The sequence below is a fragment of the Sporocytophaga sp. genome, assembly GCF_017745095.1.
Taxonomy (GTDB): domain Bacteria; phylum Bacteroidota; class Bacteroidia; order Cytophagales; family Cytophagaceae; genus Sporocytophaga.
Genome location: NZ_JAGHZZ010000004.1, coordinates 134,724 through 154,532, shown reverse-complemented (window position 1 = coordinate 154,532; position 19,809 = coordinate 134,724). Strand labels below are relative to the sequence as shown.

Genomic DNA, 19,809 nt, shown 5'->3' with positions numbered 1-19,809 from the left:
AGTTTTTTTGTTAAAGTATTACTGCACTATGGTAACCCTTTCAGGCTCATTCCAATTCTTAAATTCATTGGTATAATACAAGTACGCACTGGACGCCGGAGATTCATATGTTCCCGGAATCTCTGCCTTCAGATCAAGATGAATGGTCTTTGTTTCCTTCGGAGCCATCTGTCTGAAATAAAGGTATACAAAGTTGCCTCTGATTTCATAGAAGTCCACCTGTTTCTTGTCAAGCAGCTCTTTTAGCTGCCAAGGCTGTGCAGACATTCCGGAAGGAAGTCCGACAATACCCATGGTCATAGGAAGTCCATCAGCTGTTTTATTGGAAATAACAACTGTAATTCTGTTGGTTTCTCCTACGCGAACATTTCCGTCCATTAGTTTTGTATCTATGCCAACTTTACACTCTTTGCTGGAAGGAGGCAATGTAGTGCTATAATCGATACCTAAAGTAAATGGGAGTGGTTCTTTCACTCCAACATATTTCACTTTTACTTCATGATTACCTTCCTTTAGGTAAGACTCTAATCCCGCAATGCTGATCTCACCTGAGTCTCCTGCTTTGTATTCCTTTGTTCCTACATTTTTTCCATCTATGTAAACTACGATGGTTCCGTCTTCTGAAGTTTTCTTTGCATGTATACTATATGAAGTAAGCGCTTTCAGAGCAAGTACTGTTCCTTGCGTAGAAGCAAAACCTCCGTGTGCAGATCTCGCACTTACCAGGTATTTCACACCATCCAGAATTAACTTCTCTTTCTTCTGCCCTTCCTTCAATAAAGCCATAACGGCCAGAGAAGTGGTTTCCACAAATAATGACTGGCCTGTAGAGCAGGTAATAGAATGGATTGATCCTGGCCAGCTGCCATCTTTCAATTGCATAGCTTCCAGCAAGGAGATCGCTTTTTCAGCTTTTTTAGCTTCATTCAGGTTAAACATAGTATTAGCTACCAAAGCAAGTTGATATGCATCTTTAGATTTAAGGGCAACATCATATGCACTGTTTGCTTCTCTAACTATGTCCTTATAACCAGCCTCCGACAATGCATACACGATATACGCATTGGTAATGTCGTCTGTAGCCCTTCCAAACTGATCAAGAGCCTGAGCGCTTTTCTTAAATCCGCCTTTACCATCTCTTCTGCTCATCAACCAGTTGGCAGTTCTGTCAATCATTGCCTGATCCACTTTGCTGTATACCTGTTTCATGTCGTTGAACTGCATCAATCCATAAGCAGTCAGAGCTTCGTGTGCAGGTGTGCCGCCAAACCATTCATACCCTTTTTCCTGAGTTTCATAAGAGATCAATTTTGCATATCCTTTATCAAGGTTAGCCTCCAGATTTGCCGGAGCTTTGAACTTCTTACCACTTGCTTCCGAAACTTCATTCATTTCCATCAGATATCTTTTTATCAAAAGATTCGGATAGTTACTTGTAGAGGTTTGCTCAAAACATCCATAAGGTTCTCTGATGATAGATTCTATTCCCTTGAGTAAGTCAGTCATTAAGGAAGGATAAGCCACCAGTTGCGCTTTCATTGAACCAGGAACCATGTGCTTCACCGCTACCTTGAATTCTTTCTCTACATCTTTCCCTGATAAAGAGATTGTCATCGGAAAGCCTTTAGCCTGAACATTGATTTCCTGTTGAAAGGCATCTTTAAATCCATTGCCGGCAAATGCGACCATTAATTTATCTTTTCCGGAAACAGAAAGAACTTCAAACTCCAGTTCTATTGTCTTTGCAGCATTGGCAGGGATAGAAATATCTGAGTTTAATGCAGTATGTAATTTTAAATTTGAAGGAACATTTACCTCAAGCGCACCTTTGAGCATTGCAATGGTATTGTTCTTCAATGTAACCGGAATATTTATCTTATCTCCACTTATAAGATCAGCCGGGCATTTGGCAGCCATACTGAATGGTAACTGAGTGTAATAAAGTTGCTCGCCTCTTCCTGCTGTGCCATCATCAGAAATTCCTTCCAGTGTAATTCTGTAAGAGCTTACCTCATCACTATTGAAAAACTCTAATGTTGCTTTACCATTTCTATCTGTTTCTACCAATCCATTCCAGTAAATGGTACTTCTGAAATCAGTCCTTATCTCCGGTGCCGATTGGTTTTCATACGAAACCGAAGGAAACTGTCTTGCCCTATAATATCTTGAAACCAAAGGTAGTGGGTGAGGCATTGCTCTTTTTTTCATTACATCAAATGCACCATTATCAAAAATGGTGTCGGCATTCATAATTTCGACTTCCTGAATTTCATTTAATTCACCTTCCATAATTTCTTCGGCACGAAGTTCAGCCAGTATTGCTTTATCTGCCATTACTGCTTTTTCTTCCATTACCATTTCTTCTACCATTACATTTTCTTCATTCACCACTGCGTCCTCTGCAATGGCTTTTGCTTTTCTTGGACGCTCTGCCCTTACCGCTTCCATGTTTCCCGCCGGTGCCGGTACTCGTTCATAATACTTATAAACGCGATCACTATAAAGGTAACATTGAATGTTATCACTGTATTGATATAATTGTGTAACGAAAGGAGAATATCCATTAGCTGTCACTTTAAGCGTAGCTATTTCACTAAGATCAACAAATGGAAGCGTAAACCTTCCGTTGCTGTCGGAATTTGTACGAATAGTTTTACCTTGTACCTCAATAGTAGCATTAGCTAATGGCTTTCCTTCATAGGCATCAATGACGCTTCCTGCAAGTATTGCCTTCTCTGCCTGAAATCTTATTTCAGGAATTTCATTATTTCCAATTTGTTTCCAGGTAAATCTTCTATAACCAGATGTAAGCAGCAGATAATCCATCGCCTGCTCCGACTTTGCTTCCTCTTTGTTAAAATAAAAAGCAGGTTCTTCTACTTTTCCTTTAATGTCTGCTTCAAGGAACAACTTAGATAGTAAGTTTCCCGAACGATCGTCAGCAAATGAAAGTACTTTTTCATCTACTACAGAGATAGAAAAGTTGCCTGGCATTGCGATCCCTCTTTCATCTGTCACTTTCAGGTTTAGCTTTACCTTTTCCCTTGGTTGATATTTCTCCTTGTCGGTAGTCAGAGAAATTTTTAATTGTTTGTGTCTGTTCACAAATGCCAGTCTCTCTGCTCTTTCAAACCCTTTGCTGTCAAACAAAGTAAAGCGAATCACACCCATTGGAAAATCATTCGTTGCAACCATAAGCTTACTTATTGAAGTCCCATTGGTTTTTCCATTATACACTACTTTATCGCGAATGGTACCGATAACTGTCAGTTCCTCCTTTTCAGTAGAAAATAGCTCTAGTGTGATCTTATCCTTTATATTTTCAGATACACTTAAAGCATATCCTCTATGTGCAGCTTCTGGCAGTTGATAGGTTGTATTTATTCCTGCCGGTTTGGTGATGTGAGCAGTATATACTTCTCCATCTTCTGGCTTCATATTAAACGCTCCCATTCCCTGATGATAACTGCTGAAAGTAGCCACTTTCTTCCCTTTTGAATCTGTCACATACCCTTCTACATCTGCTGGCTTGTGGAAACTGTTCAATCCTTTGAAAGCGATTCTTGATTGAAATCCTGCAAGCATATCGCCGCCCTCAGGAAAGAAGCTAAGGTCGATAGTATTTAATTCGATTGGAATTGATCTTGAAATAGATTCTGTTTTACCCTCATGTTCTAGAAGTATGTTCAGCAAACCATCATTGCTATTCATTTCTTTAGGCAACCTGAATGAAAGAGCAAGCACCCCATCAGCATCTGTTCTGCCTTTGACCTCCATAAAGTTTTTACCCTCCAGCTGAACGATGTATTTCAGGTTCTTCAGCGCAACTGGAGTATTGTTTGTGGCTTTTATTTCTGCAGTAGCACTTACCAGATCCCCAGGACCAAATGCTTTTTTATCGTAGTCTAATTTTAGAAGGACAGAAGGGAGAATAACATTCTGAACAGTCAATTCCTTTTCAAACAACAATGCTTCTGCTTCGTTCTTTTGCCAATTGGTGTAGGCTTTTATTTTATAAATACCTCCGGCAGCATTTTCTCCCAACTGGAAATCTCCCTGCGTTATCCCCTTTTTGCAAATAAGTTCTAAATGCTTTTCTACACTTCCTTTAGGGTTGATCAATTCTACATGTAAAATATCGCTGGTATTGCTGGCAGTCATATCAGAACCATTGCGAACATACGCCTTAAACCAGATGCTTTCTCCTGGTTTATAAAAAGGTTTATCGATATGCAAATACACCCTTTCTTCCGGATGATTGGAATTAAAAGATGTCATCTGGTGCATTAAACGCTCCATCCATCCGTTAAAATTAAGAGGCTTGTTTAAAGCAGAGCCAATTGAAAAACCAGTAACACCTAATCCGGCAATCAGGCTGAATAGCGGAATTAATTTTTGATACCTTGGGTTCATAGAGTTTATCCTTAAAAGTTAAATTTCTCTATAGATGCAGAGACAGAAAAAATTCCATAAACCGGAATAAAAATTTTTCAAAATATTTTCAAAGTATTGATTTTAAGTAAAAAAAAACCATCCATTACCCTTCTTTTAAGGACATGGTCATCAACTTAAGAAAATCTTTCTTTGTTCATGTTGAGCTTGCGAAACATCTGAGCATTCCCAAAGAATGAAAATTGAACTATCTGGCAGATTAGCAATTGAAATAGCAAATTGTTTTGTGATTATCAGATCCTTCGCTGGCCTCAGGATGACAGAGAATCTGACAATTTTGAAATCAAAAGCTTGGTATTTGAAAGTTTAAAAGGTTATTTTGTTACATGCGAATCGGCGATAAGGAAATGCGTTCAGAGCTCAATGACCAGGAGCTGCTCCTTTTATATAAGGAGTCAGCTGATATCTCCCTGGCTGCCGCATTATTCAGCCGATATACCCACCTGGTGTTTGGCCTTTGTATGAAGTACCTCAAGGAAGAGGAAAACAGCAGAGACGCTGTAATGACCATCTTTGAAAAACTTATAGATGACCTTAAAAAACACGAGATAAGCAATTTCAAGTCCTGGTTATTTTCCGTTTCAAAAAATCACTGCTTGATGGTTTTAAGAAAAAAAACCTCGGAAAATGAAAAAATCCCGGATCTGATTATGAAAAACGAGTATGTTTTGCATCTATCATCTGAAGAAGATAAGGAAACAGACTTGTTGAAACTGGAAGACTGTATGGCAAAACTGATAGAGCAACAGCGCAAATGCATTGAATTGTTTTTCCTTCAGGAGAAATGCTATAGAGAAATTGAAGCGAATACGGGATATTCTTCAAATGAAGTGAAAAGCTTTATTCAGAATGGAAAACGCAATCTGAAGAATTGCATGGAAAGGAGGACAGATGGCTGACCCAACCAAAATATTTCCGAAGGAAGATAAATGCCTCTCTTTGGATGTCATGATGGATTACATACATGATCGGCTTTCCAATAAAGAAAGAAACCATGTAGAAAGACATACGCTTCAGTGTGAGCTCTGCAACGAAGCAATGGATGGCTTGGCATTAAGCATTGAAGATAATGCAAGAAATATCATTGCGTCTATTGATGAAGTAAACCACCTGGAATCTCAGATATTGTTAAGTGCCAGTGTACAGGAACCTGAATATAGTCTGGACGAAACTGCTGACTTCAACAAGAAAGAATCAATACTGGAGGAAGAAAGTGCAAGCCTCGAAATGGCAGCAATGCCTGCAGCTGCCGCACCTATGCGTCGTAAAGAAAAAGCCAGTGTGGTTGAAGCCCCTACATTTCATTTGAAAGATGCAGCGCCTTCGAAAAATAAGTTTGACTGGTCAAGGATGGCAGCTGCAATTGCAGGATTACTGTTGCTTGGCGGAGGCATATTCTTTATCCTTCAGCAGAAATGGACCAAAGATCATCCGGTGGCAGACGTTAAAAAATCAGAAGTAAACTCGATTGATAAACATATAGATAATGCTAATACCGACAGCATCATAGCTATTGCACCTTTACAAAAAGAGCAGTCGCCTCAAGCTCCAGTCTACTCCGATGGCGTTTTGAATTCTGAAGTACCAATAAATGAAGAAGCTTTGGTTCCAAGTAAAGCTGAAGAGATTCACCAAGAAGGAAATGCGGTTGTTAGTGAAATTCAGGAGGGAGAGGTTATTACAGAGAAACCTAATGCATCTTCTGCCCCTGCTAAACAAGAGGCTGATAAGTTATCTGAAGCTTTGATGGATAACAAAGCACAAGACAAATCGATTAACAGTGAATTTAAAAAAGAGATTGCCATAGAATCGGAATCAATCAAAGCTAAACCCATAAAATCAAAAAAGAGTATAGCCGCACCAACAGCAGATGCTGTGCAGGATTCCGTTTTTATAGCAGACGGAAATAGCATGCAAACCAGTTTTGATAAGGGACTGAGCTTATATAACAAAGGGGAGTATAAGAAAGCAAGTGCACAATTCCTGAATGTAAAACAATCAGATCCTAACTACGAAGATGCTCGATGGTATCTTGCAAAGAGCTATACAGCTATTGGACAAAAGGAAAAAGCAAAGAAGGTGTATCTCGAGTTAGTGGAAATGAAAGGTAAGTATAAAGAGAAGGCGGAAGAAGAGTTGAGGAAGTAGGAAGGTTGTCTCAAAATGAAAGAACAGAATATATGAATATCAAAATTGCAATTAACATCTTACTAGGATTGCTTGCTGCAGTAATACTCTTTCACTTAACTATTATATTCAAAGTCATTCCTTATAACATTGCCTGGGGAGGCCGCCTGCAAAGTGATTCCGAGATGTATGTATTTGAAACAATTTCAATCCTTATTAATCTATTTCTCGCTCTTATATTACTTATGAAAGGAGGCTACATAAAGTCTGTAATTAATAGGAAGATCATTGACATAATATTATGGGCTTTTGTTGTCATATTTATTCTGAATACAATTGGAAATATATTTGCAAAAACAATTCTTGAAAAATCTTTTGCCATATTGACCCTTGGCTCTGCAATACTTATCTGGGGAATTTTGAGAAAGAAAAAATTAACGCATTAAGGCTCTTTAGCAAGGACAGTTTCTGGCATAGCTGATCAAACCTACTGGATTTTTCGTTTACATAAATTTTGGAAAGGTGCGAATACTCATCTATTTTGTATGCTATATGCACCCTGGTGAGGTCAAAACACAGTTGGGCGGCGTGTTACCAAGTACCCATAAATGAAAAAGCTTATATTATCATTAACACTTATCATTCAAATTGCACTATTTTATTCTTGCAATTCAAGCAATGATACTAATAAAAAAGTCTATTCAAAAACTACAGATACCACTGTTCGGTTTAATTACAACGACTCACTTACCAGTGAAGAAGAAGAAAAAAGCAAATTAAAACCAATAACAACAGAAGTAATAAACCTTTGTGCCTACTTTGAAAAATTAAGTAGCATTGTATTACCTACCTCAGATGGAAACCTTCCATTTGCCCTGCATAAAGCAAAACTCGACTCTACAACTTTATCATTAATAAATACTGCAAAAATAGTTTCAATTGACGATAGCAAGAAGATTAGTGGAGATTTTAGTGATGAAGAATCATTTAGAGATGATTTTTCAAATACCAATAATGATGATGCGTATGGTGTTTGTAAATGGACAAATTGGGGGCATCAAGGCGACAGAACTGCTTATTCAGGATTTTTGATTCTTCAAAATTTAGATTTTGGAAAAACATACCTGGTAACCTACAAACTCCTAAATCAAAAAGAAAATTTTATCAATTTAATAGATGCCATTCTAATTAATTATCATGCGACAAGTGGCTCGGGAGGTATGTATTCTTATGACAGGAATGCAATTTTATATAAGACGGATAGCATAGTAGTGTCCGAAGATTACTATTCCAATCCAGACGGAATTGACAGACTAACTGTTTATAAAATAAATATTGCCCCTAATGGAAAGTTAAGTTATTCAATCCTAAAACAAGAAAAGAGAGCTGAGGATAAATTTTAATAATAAAAACGCAATGTTTCTTGGTCTGCAAGGCTTCCCCCCCCGATAAGACTTGAAAAATAGAGTACTATATTATCAAAAACTAAGTCTGTATATGATCCGAGACATGAAAAAAATCTTACTGTTTAGGAACAGTAAAATGAAATTTCGTTTCTTCCCCCAAGGTACTTTCAACCCATATTTTACCACCATTTTCTTCTACAAGTTGTTTTACGATGGTTAATCCGATACCATAACTTTCTATGTCACATTTACCGGAATGAGCTATCTCAAATAAATTGAATATTTCATTCAGCCTTTCCTGAGGGATTCCCATTCCATTATCAGTCACGCAAATCAGATAATAATTTTCGCTTTCAGAATAAGAAATGGTGATTAATGGATTAGGTTTATCCATATATTTAATGGAGTTACTCAATAGATTCTGCAATATCTGAACAATAGATGCTCGAGGATATTTAATTTGAGGCAGACCTTGCTGAATAAAAAAGTGAAAGTGAGATGGAGGATTTAAAGTTTCAATTATCTCATGCACTGTTTTCTCTAAATAAATGTTTTCCCTGCTTCTGATAGCATCTTTAGCCGATTGTAATACATTTTCAATAATATCACGCATATCATTGATTTTGACGGTCATCATTTCAAGCATCTCATTTCCTTCTTCATCCAAGGGGATACCGGCATAATCGTGCTTTAAACAAGTTGCGATTCCTTCGATATTTGCAAGAGGAGCCTTCAAATCATGAGATATCATATAGGCATATCGATCCAGCTTTTCGTTTATATTTTTAAGCTTTTCATTGGATTTTAATAGCTCTTGTGTCCTGTCTTCTGCCTTTTGTTCAAGCTCCTGGTTAGTCTCTTTTAATTTATCTTCGGCCAGTTTGGTAATGGATACATCATCAAAGGTGAGCAATATTCCATCATCCACCTTTACAAAGTTAGTTTTGTACCAGACTGTTTTTCCCTTTCTCTTTGACTGGAATTCATGAATTTCTGTGTCCCCCTTTTCAGACACCCGAAGCATTGTTTTGAAGATATCGGAATCTTTTATCCAAGGATTAAGTTCAATTATTGTTTTTCCGACCATTTCTTCCTCAGTTCTTTCAGTCAGCTCCAAAGCTCTTTTATTAGCAACTACATATTTAAAATCAATGATTTCACCTTCTTCATTTCTGACATTTTCATACTTTACTATACCATTAAGAGATGATTCAAAGATCCTCTGAAAAATTTCCTGACTACTTTTCAGTTCTTTTCTTACCCTGATAGCTTCTGTAATATCCCGGATAGCAGAGATAATTAAGAGCCCATATGGATCTGTTTCCAATGGACTCAGACTTATTGCAACATTAAACTTTTCTCCACCTTTTCTTATACCTATAAGCCTTATACTGGGATATATTAAAGGTTGAGCGTTATGATGTTCTAAAAAATCCTTTCGATATTCATCTAGTATGTTGTGATAGTCTTCTGGTATAAGTATTTCAGTAGGTTGCCCCAATAGCTCTTCCCGTTTGTAATTAAAAAGTGCTTCAATTTGAGCATTTGCAAAGATGATTTCCCCTTCCTTATTGGTAACCAATATTCCGTCAGGCAGGCACTCCAATATTTTCCGGATATTTTCTTCTCTGTTCATCTGAATAAGCCAACTTAGGGGGATTCTCAAGTAATAACTTATTAGATAACAGAATAGTTTAAAACCAACAAAGAGCATTATTGGCTGATTGCATCACAAATTTTAATGTTTAAACAATTCAAAATTTGGATTTTGCCACCCCATTGGTATATCTGCTTCATATATGCCATCAGCAGTACTTATACGCATTTCAAGCCGGCCCTCAATGCGAACCCGAGGGATTGATACAAGGCTATAGCCCTCGTATTTCCTTCGCGTGTTATTAACTCAACTTTGCCAATATCCGGACGGTTGCAGGCTATTTCTTCCAGGAAAATACTCATCATTCTGTGACCTATTTTCTTTCCCTGAAAATCCGGATGGACACATATCGTAACTTCACTGATCACATGTCTGAATAATTCGATTCCTATTGTATAATCGTGCATTTCAGCAATTAGCTCGTCCGGATTGTCAGAATGTTCACAGATAATAATCAGCCCCTGACTAACACTTTTAAGGAGGATGTTCTTCACATAATCTTCTGTTATTTCATGGTCAAGACGGGCTATGCCGTCTCGTGCGGGCAACAGCCTTGTATAACTTTACAATGCGAGATGATCTTCTTCAAACGCAGTGCGATAATGCATAGTAGTCATTAAAAATTAGTACAATTAAAAACTCAATAAACAAAAATAAAGAATGCAATGAATACAAGAAACAGCCTTGTTTTTAGGGATTTTAAAAATAATGAAGAGAATATTCAACCACCAACCAAATTTAAACCAACCATTATCAAGTGAGCAAAAGCATGTGCAATAAAAGCACATTCCAGACCTCTTTTCCAGTAAGCATAACCAAAGAACAAGCCACCTATACTATTCGCCAGGATGATATAAGCATAAACAGAAAAAGACAGATCATTAATTAATCGGGACACTAAAGGAAGATGCCCTAGTGAAAATACAATAGCAGATAAAACAATTGCTATCCAATAAACTGCTGTGTTTAGCTTTCGAAAAATTTTAAACAGAATCCAGACAAATAAAGTCATCAAACCAAAGCGGCACAACAGCTCTTCTGTAATGCCACCATAGAGGAGCTTTGTGATCAAGCTTAATTTTATATTCGCATTAGATTCTATTAGTATCTTAGGTAGAAAGGGGCTAAAGAAATAGGCAATAGCAACTATTGACACCCCAGCTAAAACTCCCAGGAGACAACCTTGGACAACGATTCCTTTTAAGTCAAGAGATGTATTAACTCTTTTATCAAGTATTTTTTGCAAAAGTGGAAGGGAGAGATTTACCCTTTCATAAAGAATGGTTCCGATACCTGTTGCTATTAATACTAAAATTGTAGGGTTTATCAGTATAAGAAACCTCAAGGTCTCCAATGGAATTTTCTCCATTACCTCTGCAGGTAAATTTTCCAATGGCAAATCTGATAATAGTAAGGATGCTACTCCGGCTAATCCAATAATTGTTAGAGTAAGCCAAAGTTTAAACTTAAAATTAGTCATAGCTTAAAAATTAAAAAGATTCGCGCTAATGTAATCCTTTTCCAACAAAAAAGCCGAAGGCTAAAAATCACCTCCGGCTTTGTATTTAAATTTAATAATGCCAACAACTAATTAGCTTCCGCAAGCCTCACAACCTTCTGGATTGTCAAGGGAACAAGCCATGTCGCTTGCTTTCTGTGCGTATGCTGCATCCTGCGCTTCTTTGTTTACAACTGGCTCAAGAGCAACGTCTGCTTGTTTCTCCACTGTAAATTTGATAGCATCTGCAGCAGCTTTTGTTCTAAGATAATAAAGACCTGTTTTAAGACCTTTTTTCCATGCATGGAAGTGCATTGAAGTAAGCTTTCCAAAGTTCGGATCCTGCATGTGTACGTTAAAGCTCTGGCTCTGACAGATGTAAGCACCTCTGTCCGCTGCCATATCGATAAGCGTCTTTTGTTTGATTTCCCAAACAGTCTTGTAAAGATCTTTAACATGTTGAGGGATTTCTTTGATACCCTGAACAGATCCGTTTGCTTCGATAAGTTTGTTTTTCATCTTATCATTCCACAAACCTTGTTTGATCAAGTCTCTCATCAAATGCTTATTCACTACAACAAACTCACCTGAAAGTACTCTTCTTGTATAGATGTTTGAAGTATATGGTTCAAAGCACTCGTTGTTTCCAAGTATCTGAGAAGTAGAAGCTGTAGGCATCGGAGCAACAAGCAGAGAGTTTCTCACACCGTGTTGTTTTACTTCTTTCTTCAATGATTCCCAATCCCATCTGTTAGAAGCAGGAGTTACACCCCACATGTCAAACTGGAAAATACCTTTAGATACCGGAGATCCTTTGAATGTCTCATACGGACCATGTTTCTTTGAAAGATCTTTAGATGCAGTCATCGCTGCGAAATAGATCGTTTCGAAAATATCAGTATTTAAAGCTTTAGCCTCATCAGATTCGAATGGCATTCTCAACATGATGAATACATCAGCAAGACCTTGCACACCTAGACCGATAGGTCTGTGTCTTAGGTTTGATTTTCTTGCCTCTTCTACCGGATAGTAGTTGATATCGATGATTCTGTTAAGGTTTTTCGTTGCTACATAAGTAACATCGTATAATTTCTGATGATCGAATTTACCGTCAATAACAAATTTAGGTAAAGCCAGAGAAGCCAGGTTACAAACAGCAACTTCGTCAGCAGCTGTATATTCTATAATCTCAGTGCAAAGGTTGCTTGATTTTATAGTACCAAGGTTTTTCTGATTTGATTTCTTGTTAGCAGCATCTTTGTACAACATATAAGGAGTACCGGTTTCTGTCTGCGACTCAAGAATTGCAAACCAAAGTTCCTGTGCTTTTACAGTCTTTCTTGCTCTGCCTTCTTTTTCGTATTTCTCGTAAAGTGTTTCGAATTCTTTTCCGTAGGTCTCATCAAGGTTAGGAGCCTCGTTCGGACAGAACAATGACCACTCACCGTTTTCTTCAACACGCTTCATGAAAAGATCAGGAATCCAAAGAGCGTAGAACAAATCTCTTGCTCTAAGTTCTTCTTTACCGTGATTTTTCTTCAGATCAAGGAATTCAAAAACGTCTGCATGCCAAGGCTCAAGATAGATCGCAAATGCACCTTTTCTCTTTCCACCACCTTGATCAACATATCTAGCTGTATCGTTGAAAACACGAAGCATTGGAATGATACCGTTAGAAGTACCATTTGTACCTTTAATATAAGACCCTGTAGCTCTTACGCCATGAATGCTCAATCCGATCCCCCCGGCAGATTGTGAAATTTTAGCGCATTGTTTCAGAGTGTCATAAATACCTTCTATGCTGTCATCCTTCATTGTTAACAGGAAGCAAGAAGACAACTGAGCCTTCGGTGTTCCAGCGTTGAATAATGTAGGAGTTGCGTGTGTAAACCATTTCTCAGAAAGAAGATTGTAGGTTTCTATCGCAGCATCGATATCGTTAGTGTGAATACCAATAGCAACACGCATCAACATGTGCTGAGGTCTTTCAACTATTTTTCCGTCTAATTTCAGAAGATACGATTTTTCAAGGGTTTTGAAACCGAAGTAATCGTAGTTATAGTCTCTGTCATAGATAATGCTTGAATCCAGAACAGAAGCATTTTTTCTGATTGCTTCATATACTTCTTTAGAAAGAAGAGAAGCATTTTCACCTGTTTTTGGATCTTCATAAGTATAAAGTCTTTTCATTGTATTAGAGAAAGACTTACTTGTTACCTTATGAAGGTTAGAGATAGCAATTCTTGCAGCAAGAATGGCGTAATCAGGATGTTTTGTTGTCAGAGAAGCAGCTATTTCAGCAGCAAGATTATCCAACTCCACGGTTGTTACCCCGTCATAAATTCCATCAATTACTTTTTTTGCTACATCAATCGGGTTGACATAATTCATGTCAAGACCATAGCACAGCTTCTCTATCCTCGCCGTGACTTTGTCAAATTTCACAGACTCTCGTCTGCCATCTCGTTTAATTACTAGCATATCAGGGGGTAAAGGTTATTAGTTTTTTGACTGAATTAAATTATGCATTTTAAATTTAATTCCAGCATTTTTTCGATCAATTTCTTTTTTTATTCAACTACTTTCAGCTTTTGTAATTTTAAGCGAAAATCTTACCTCTAAAAATCCTCGTCAAGAGAGAATTTGTGGTTGTTATCTTTCTCGTTCATTACTCCAGCCTTTTGATACTCTGCAACTCTCTTTTCGAAGAAGTTGGTTTTACCCTGAAGAGATATCATTTCCATAAAGTCAAATGGGTTTGTCACGTTATAAACCTTGTTGCAGCCAAGTGCAACTAAAAGTCTGTCGGCAACAAACTCTATATATTGAGACATCAGCCTAGAATTCATTCCTATAAGATCTACAGGAAGTGCTTCAGTGATAAACTCTTGCTCGATTTTTACAGCATCAGTTATCAGAGCTACAACTTGCTCCTCCGGAAGTTTATTTACTATATATTTAGTATACAATAAACATGCAAAATCACAGTGCAATCCTTCGTCTCTTGAGATTAATTCATTAGAGAAACTCAGACCTGGCATCAATCCTCTTTTCTTTAACCAGAAAATTGAACAGAAACTACCTGAGAAGAAAATACCTTCTACAGCTGCAAAAGCAAGCAATCTCTCTACAAAGGATCCCTGACCAATCCATCTCAATGCCCATTCAGCCTTTTTCGCTACACAAGGAACAGTATCCAGTGCATTGAAAAGTTTACTTTTCTCTTTTGGATCTTTAACATAAGTATCAATCAACAAAGAGTAGGTTTCTGAATGGATATTTTCCATCATGATCTGGAAACCATAGAAACATTTAGCTTCAGGATACTGAACCATTTCCAGAAAGCTTGTAGCCAGGTTTTCATTCACAATTCCATCACTAGCTGCAAAAAAAGCAAGCACATGAGTAATAAAGTGTTTTTCACCTTCATTAAGCTTTTCCCAATCTGCAAGATCAGCTGTAAGGTCTATTTCCTCTGCGGTCCAGAAACTGGCTTCTTCTTTTTTATACATCTGCCAGATGTCGTCATGAACGATAGGAAAAAGGACAAACCTGTTTTTATTTTCCTCTAGTAATGGTTCTTTTTTTTCCATATTACTATATCTTAATATCTTTTATTCAAAACATTTAGAGATTCATCCCTGTTCGTATTGGGAAAATCTGACAAACTTTATTATCCAGCCCTGTATATATAAGGAAAAAAGTCCCCTGTTCCTGATTACTAAAAGAAAGGAACTCTCGGAATTGAAATAAGGATTTTGGAAAAGTTGTGTTACAAATATGATAAAAACGACTTGAAAAATCAAAGGGAAGAATACCTGGACCGGAGATAGTAAAATCATGTTAGTAAATATAACAAAACCTATTAAATTACAATAAAATACAGGTTATTTTTTGGTTACATATTGTACTTTTTTAATAGCCATCAGGCATTATAATCCAGAAAAATAGTTTTCCACATAGATATTTTAAAAAATGATTTGTTTTTTCGATTTCTCCTACCTATATTTGCAGTCCGTTTTTAAAAAGATATAATACTGTTATGTACGCAATTGTCGATATAGCCGGAAAACAATATAAGGCAGAAGAAAATAAATTTATCTATACAGATAGATTAGAAGGAACTGAGGGTTCTAAAGTAGAATTTACACAAGTTCTTTTGGTTTCTGACGGAGCAAATACTCAGGTTGGTCTTCCTGTGGTAAGCGGAGTTAAAATTTCCGGAAAAATCCTTTCTCAAGAGAAAGCTGACAAAGTGATCGTTTTCAAAAAGAAGAGAAGAAAAGGTTTCAGAAAAAGAAACGGCCACAGAGCTCAATTAACTAAAGTTTTAATCGAAAAAATTTCTAAATAAAGTAACACAATGGCACACAAGAAAGGGGCCGGTAGTTCCAAAAACGGCCGTGAATCACATAGTAAGAGACTTGGCGTTAAAGTTTTTGGTGGCCAGGTTGCAATAGCAGGAAATATTCTTGTTAGACAAAGAGGTACAGCTCACCACCCAGGTAAAAACGTGGGTATCGGTAAAGATCATACTCTTTTCGCTCTAGCTGCAGGTACAGTAGTATTTAAAAAAGGTAGAAACAACAGATCTTATGTTTCTGTTGAGCCTTTCGCTAACGCTTAATATTTCTCTAAATAAAATATTATAAAAAAGCCTCTCACAAAGAGGCTTTTTTATTTTGTAAGCATTTAAACTTATCTCATAACTCTGGATTTCATTCGCTGACTCCACACTTTCCAAACTCCCGGAAACGACAAAGACCATTGCCCTGAACTATCAATTGCCGACGTTATGGATAGGGAGACGCCAGCATGGCGTCTCTACAGAAAATTCCCTAATGTCAGTTTCCCTCTCAGAGTGTACAAAAAGAAAAATCCCATCACTAAAATTCAGCAATGGGATTTAAATATTTTTAAATAGCTTATAAACTTCTTTTAAAAGAATCCTCCCCAGTGACTCACCTGTTCAATGAAATTCTGAAGAACATTGCCATCCCCGGTCAATAATATGAATACAACTCCAAACACCGCTCCATAAAAGTGTGCATCATGATTAATGTGATCACCTTCCCTTTTCCCCATATAATAGGAATATATCAGAAATAGAATAGCATAAATAAAACCCGGCATTTGCAAAATAAAGAATAAACTTATCTTATTTAACGGGTTGTACAATATAGATCCAAATATCACCGCAGATACTGCTCCTGAAGCTCCCAGTGAATTATACCTTTGACTTTTCCTGTGTTTTAAAAAAGATGGAATATCAGAAATTATTATTCCCAGCAGATATAATGCAATAAAATATAATGGAGACATTTCACTTTCCAGATTTAACCCGAAAAAGAAAAATGAAAGCATGTTAAAAAACAGGTGCATTTGATCTCCATGAATAAAACCAGAGGTAATAAACCGGTAATATTGATTTTTATTTGAGACCATATATGGATTCAACATCCATCCTGAATATACTGAAGAGTTGCTCCATGCATAAAAACTGCACCCTACGGTAATAAGTATTAATACTATTGTAATCATAATTAACTTTCTCTTTTCATAAGTCCGTTTGCAAAACGGAGCAGAGATGATTTCCTTACTAATGAGGCTTCAACTTTTTCTAATTTTTGAATACCTGCATTATAGTATTCAGACATTTTAGCTTCAGTTAGTTCCTTTATTTTCAGAGAATCGTAAATTTCTTTTACTTTTTTTACCTTTTCTTCCTCTTTCAAGGACTGATCTTCCAACAAAGAAATAAGCTTTTTCTTTCCAGCTTCATTGCTGTTTTCAAGAGCTGTTATTAAAAGATAGGTTTTCTTTTTCGCTACAATATCTCCGCCCACTTTCTTGCCAAATTTTTCCTGATCTGCATAAACATCCAGAAGATCATCCATCAGTTGAAATGCCAGACCAATGTTTTCTCCGAATTCTTTAAGCAACTCCAGATCTTTTTCTTTTGCGCCGCCTATAATTCCTCCAAGCTTAAGACTGAATCCAAGAAGAACTGCAGTTTTCTTACGAATCATATCAAGGTATGCAGGAATCGACACATCATCTGTACTTTCGTAATTCATATCCAACTGCTGGCCTTCACAGACTTTAGCTGCACAATCATTGAATGCTGTAATTATTTCCCTAAGCTTTGATTCTTCAGATTCCAGCAGAAGGTCATAAGCTCCCACAAGCATTACATCTCCTGAAAGTATTGCGGTGTTGACATTCCACTTTTCATGAACGGTTGGCTTTCCCCTTCTCAGTGGAGCTTTATCCATAATATCATCATGCATCAATGTGAAATTATGGAAATACTCTATAGCCATGGCTGGCTTTATAGCCTTATCCCATTCCTCAGAAAATAAATTTGCGGCCATAAGCGTGAGCAATGGCCGCAATCTTTTTCCACCAAGGGAAATAATGTACTTTATAGGTTCGTAAAGTTCAACAGGAGAATTTCCCGGACTGTGTGCATTGAATGCAGCGTCAAGCTTATTTAAAGCTCTTTCTTGACTGAAAATCATTTTGCGGCAAAAGCGAGATCTATACTTCGTTTTTCAAGGTTGGTGTTCATCACCTTCACCTTTACATGATCTCCCAAAGTAAATATTTTTTTATTTCTTTTGCCTATAACTCTGTAATTTTCTGCATCCAACTCATAAAAATCATCTTCTAGTTCGCTCAGACGAATCATCCCTTCACATTTCGTTTCAACAAGTTCCACAAACATCCCAAACTCTACCACTCCGCTGATGATACCTTCAAATTCCTGACCAATCATGGTCTCCATGAATTCTACCTGCTTATATTTAATGGAAGCTCTTTCTGCTTCTGCAGCTACCTTTTCCATATCAGAAGAATGTTCGCAAAGATCTTCGTAATAAGTCTTGTTTTCTGACTTTCCTCCATTGAGATAATGTTCCAGCAATCGATGTACCATCACATCGGGATATCTTCGGATTGGAGAAGTGAAGTGCGTGTAGTGCTTATATGCAAGACCGAAGTGTTTTTCCGGATCTGTCGTGTATTTTGCTTTTGCCATAGACCTTATGGCAAGGCTTTGTAACACGTTTTGCTCCGGAGTATTTTCGACGTCTGTTACCAATTTGTTTAATGCATTGGAAAGATCTTTATCTTTCAAATCCAGGTTATGACCGAATTTTCTTGCAAAAATGGCAAGTGAATTAAGCTTTTCAGGATCCGGATGGTCGTGAATACGATAAACAAAGGTATTTTTCTCGTCCCCTTTTTTCATAAAGTATACATATTCGGCTACTTTACGATTTGCAAGAAGCATCCAGTCTTCTATAAGTTTATGCGCATCTTTTCTAACCTTTGGAAATACTCCAAGCGGTTTGCCTTTCTCGTCCAGCTTGAATTTTACTTCTACTGTTTCAAAGGCAATTGCACCTCTTCTGAAACGCTCAGCCCTCATTATCTTCGCCAATCCGTCAAGGGCAAAGATTTCATCTTTGAAATCTCCATCTTTTCCCTCAAGTATTTCCTGCACCTCTTCATAAGCAAATCTTCTGTCAGAATGAATAATGGTCTTCCCAAACCACTCATCCAGAATTTTCCCCTGGTGATCCATCTCGAAGACTGCAGAGAACGTCAACTTATCTTCATGAGGTCTTAAAGAACAAAGATTATTGGAAAGCTTTTCCGGCAACATAGGAACCACACGATCCACCAGGTATACAGAAGTTGCTCTTTTGTATGCTTCTTTTTCAAGTGGTGTACCTGGCCTCACATAGTGGGTCACATCAGCAATATGCACTCCTACTTCCCAATTTCCATTTTCTAATCTTCTTATAGACAGGGCATCGTCAAAGTCTTTGGCATCAACCGGATCTATTGTAAAAGTTGTAATTGACCTAAAGTCACGCCTTTTCTTAATTTCATTATCTGGGATTTCTACAGGAATTTTATCTGCATCTCTTTCAACAGTTTCCGGAAACTCCCATGGAAGACCATATTCAGCCATAATAGAATGCATCTCGACGTCATTTTCGCCTGCATTGCCCAATACCTCTATTACTTCACCAACTGGATTATGATTTTTATCTGGCCACTCGACAATTCTGGCTACTACTTTTTGACCTTCTTTAGCGTCTTTGATTTTATCTAAAGGAATGAAAATATCATAAAAAATTTTCCGGCTGTTAGGAACAACGAATGCAAAACGTGGAGATAATTCTATTTTTCCGACAAAATCGGTCCTTTTTCTTTCAAGTATTTCTACTACTTCCCCTTCCGGACTGCGGCCTCTATCTCTTTTACCTTTCAGAAGAACCTTTACAATATCTCCGTCAAATGCGAATTTTAGATTATTTGCACTAACCCAGATATCCTCTTTGGAATCTTCTGATATAACATAGGCGAATCGCTGATTGACGTGGTCTACACGACCGACGATGTGATTTCCGTCTGATTTATAATTGATCTTGTAGGTACCGCTCTGTGTTCTAGCTACCTGGCCCGACCTGACGAGATTGTCAAGTTCTGTGGCAAACTGGCCTTTTACTGCCTGATCCTTTAAGCCTACTTTTTTTATGATATCTTTAAAAGAATATGCTTTTGATTTTGCTTTGCTGAGCAAATTCAAAAGCTTGTCTTTTATATTATTTTCATGTCCTGGCTTATCCTTCTTATTTCTGCTTTTTGTCATGACT

Annotated in this window: 15 protein-coding genes; 6 read left to right on the top strand and 9 right to left on the bottom strand. The window is 37.3% G+C overall.

Annotated elements, in window-relative coordinates; translation table 11 throughout:
• Positions 1–18: 18 nt before the first annotated feature.
• Positions 19–4,413, bottom strand: coding sequence for an MG2 domain-containing protein (locus J7604_RS07645; protein ID WP_293893577.1), 4,395 nt, complete (start codon positions 4,411–4,413; stop codon positions 19–21).
• A 386-nt stretch (positions 4,414–4,799) separates the two neighbouring features.
• Between J7604_RS07645 and J7604_RS07640 the strand changes: the two genes are divergently transcribed.
• The 4 genes from J7604_RS07640 (at position 4,800) to J7604_RS07625 (ending at position 7,982) form a co-directional block, all read left to right on the top strand.
• Positions 4,800–5,351: a sigma-70 family RNA polymerase sigma factor gene (locus J7604_RS07640; RefSeq protein ID WP_293893574.1), complete on the top strand. Its 552-nt coding sequence runs from the start codon at positions 4,800–4,802 to the stop codon at positions 5,349–5,351.
• Positions 5,344–6,600, top strand: a complete 1,257-nt coding sequence (locus J7604_RS07635) for a hypothetical protein (protein ID WP_293893571.1) — start codon at positions 5,344–5,346, stop codon at positions 6,598–6,600. The genes J7604_RS07640 and J7604_RS07635 overlap by 8 nt, the downstream gene beginning before the upstream one ends.
• A gap of 32 nt (positions 6,601–6,632) precedes the next feature.
• Positions 6,633–7,025, top strand: coding sequence for a hypothetical protein (locus tag J7604_RS07630; protein ID WP_293893569.1), 393 nt, complete (start codon positions 6,633–6,635; stop codon positions 7,023–7,025).
• Between the two features lie 162 nt (positions 7,026–7,187).
• Positions 7,188–7,982, top strand: coding sequence for a hypothetical protein (locus J7604_RS07625; RefSeq protein WP_293893567.1), 795 nt, complete (start codon positions 7,188–7,190; stop codon positions 7,980–7,982).
• Between the two features lie 118 nt (positions 7,983–8,100).
• Here the strand turns inward: J7604_RS07625 and J7604_RS07620 are convergent, their stop codons facing one another.
• The 5 genes from J7604_RS07620 to J7604_RS07600 all read right to left on the bottom strand — a co-directional run bounded on the left by J7604_RS07620 (position 8,101) and on the right by J7604_RS07600 (position 14,733).
• Entirely contained in the window at positions 8,101–9,621 is a 1,521-nt protein-coding gene (locus tag J7604_RS07620) for a PAS domain S-box protein (protein ID WP_293893565.1), read from the bottom strand.
• A gap of 179 nt (positions 9,622–9,800) precedes the next feature.
• Entirely contained in the window at positions 9,801–10,190 is a 390-nt protein-coding gene (locus tag J7604_RS07615) for an N-acetyltransferase (RefSeq protein WP_293893563.1), read from the bottom strand.
• 173 nt (positions 10,191–10,363) lie between these two features.
• Positions 10,364–11,122: a CPBP family intramembrane glutamic endopeptidase gene (locus J7604_RS07610; protein ID WP_293893560.1), complete on the bottom strand. Its 759-nt coding sequence runs from the start codon at positions 11,120–11,122 to the stop codon at positions 10,364–10,366.
• Between the two features lie 111 nt (positions 11,123–11,233).
• Complete coding sequence (locus J7604_RS07605; RefSeq protein ID WP_293893557.1) at positions 11,234–13,621, bottom strand: ribonucleoside-diphosphate reductase subunit alpha; 2,388 nt, start codon at positions 13,619–13,621, stop codon at positions 11,234–11,236.
• Positions 13,622–13,758: 137 nt separating this feature from the next.
• On the bottom strand, positions 13,759–14,733 hold the full coding sequence (locus J7604_RS07600; RefSeq protein ID WP_293893554.1) for a ribonucleoside-diphosphate reductase small subunit: 975 nt from the start codon (positions 14,731–14,733) through the stop codon (positions 13,759–13,761).
• Positions 14,734–15,182: 449 nt separating this feature from the next.
• Here J7604_RS07600 and rplU point away from each other — a divergent pair, with 449 nt between their 5' ends.
• Together rplU and rpmA are read left to right on the top strand one after the other, a co-directional pair.
• Entirely contained in the window at positions 15,183–15,494 is a 312-nt protein-coding gene (gene rplU / locus J7604_RS07595; protein ID WP_028979772.1) for a 50S ribosomal protein L21, read from the top strand.
• A gap of 9 nt (positions 15,495–15,503) precedes the next feature.
• Positions 15,504–15,767 (top strand): 50S ribosomal protein L27, encoded by a 264-nt coding sequence (gene rpmA, locus J7604_RS07590; RefSeq protein ID WP_045468480.1) that lies wholly within the window; start codon positions 15,504–15,506, stop codon positions 15,765–15,767.
• A gap of 311 nt (positions 15,768–16,078) precedes the next feature.
• Here the strand turns inward: rpmA and J7604_RS07585 are convergent, their stop codons facing one another.
• Genes J7604_RS07585 through rnr form a run of 3 tightly spaced genes read right to left on the bottom strand, consistent with a single transcriptional unit; the run spans position 16,079 to position 19,805 of the window.
• On the bottom strand, positions 16,079–16,681 hold the full coding sequence (locus tag J7604_RS07585; protein ID WP_367113557.1) for a rhomboid family intramembrane serine protease: 603 nt from the start codon (positions 16,679–16,681) through the stop codon (positions 16,079–16,081).
• A 2-nt stretch (positions 16,682–16,683) separates the two neighbouring features.
• Positions 16,684–17,661 (bottom strand): polyprenyl synthetase family protein, encoded by a 978-nt coding sequence (locus tag J7604_RS07580; protein WP_293893543.1) that lies wholly within the window; start codon positions 17,659–17,661, stop codon positions 16,684–16,686.
• Entirely contained in the window at positions 17,658–19,805 is a 2,148-nt protein-coding gene (gene rnr, locus J7604_RS07575; RefSeq protein WP_293893540.1) for a ribonuclease R, read from the bottom strand. The genes J7604_RS07580 and rnr overlap by 4 nt, the downstream gene beginning before the upstream one ends.
• Between the last annotated feature and the right edge of the window lie 4 nt (positions 19,806–19,809).

Excerpts from the sequence above, each read along its gene's own strand:
- rnr (WP_293893540.1), bottom strand. The coding sequence starts at position 19,805 with ATGACAAAAAGCAGAAATAAGAAGGATAAGCCAGGACATGAAAATAAT.
- J7604_RS07620 (WP_293893565.1), bottom strand. The coding sequence starts at position 9,621 with ATGAACAGAGAAGAAAATATCCGGAAAATATTGGAGTGCCTGCCTGAC.
- J7604_RS07630 (WP_293893569.1), top strand. The coding sequence starts at position 6,633 with ATGAATATCAAAATTGCAATTAACATCTTACTAGGATTGCTTGCTGCA.
- J7604_RS07625 (WP_293893567.1), top strand. The coding sequence starts at position 7,188 with ATGAAAAAGCTTATATTATCATTAACACTTATCATTCAAATTGCACTA.
- J7604_RS07610 (WP_293893560.1), bottom strand. The coding sequence starts at position 11,122 with ATGACTAATTTTAAGTTTAAACTTTGGCTTACTCTAACAATTATTGGA.
- J7604_RS07635 (WP_293893571.1), top strand. The coding sequence starts at position 5,344 with ATGGCTGACCCAACCAAAATATTTCCGAAGGAAGATAAATGCCTCTCT.
- J7604_RS07640 (WP_293893574.1), top strand. The coding sequence starts at position 4,800 with ATGCGTTCAGAGCTCAATGACCAGGAGCTGCTCCTTTTATATAAGGAG.
- rpmA (WP_045468480.1), top strand. The coding sequence starts at position 15,504 with ATGGCACACAAGAAAGGGGCCGGTAGTTCCAAAAACGGCCGTGAATCA.
- J7604_RS07605 (WP_293893557.1), bottom strand. The coding sequence starts at position 13,621 with ATGCTAGTAATTAAACGAGATGGCAGACGAGAGTCTGTGAAATTTGAC.
- J7604_RS07645 (WP_293893577.1), bottom strand. The coding sequence starts at position 4,413 with ATGAACCCAAGGTATCAAAAATTAATTCCGCTATTCAGCCTGATTGCC.
- rplU (WP_028979772.1), top strand. The coding sequence starts at position 15,183 with ATGTACGCAATTGTCGATATAGCCGGAAAACAATATAAGGCAGAAGAA.
- J7604_RS07580 (WP_293893543.1), bottom strand. The coding sequence starts at position 17,661 with ATGATTTTCAGTCAAGAAAGAGCTTTAAATAAGCTTGACGCTGCATTC.
- J7604_RS07585 (WP_367113557.1), bottom strand. The coding sequence starts at position 16,681 with ATGATTACAATAGTATTAATACTTATTACCGTAGGGTGCAGTTTTTAT.
- J7604_RS07600 (WP_293893554.1), bottom strand. The coding sequence starts at position 14,733 with ATGGAAAAAAAAGAACCATTACTAGAGGAAAATAAAAACAGGTTTGTC.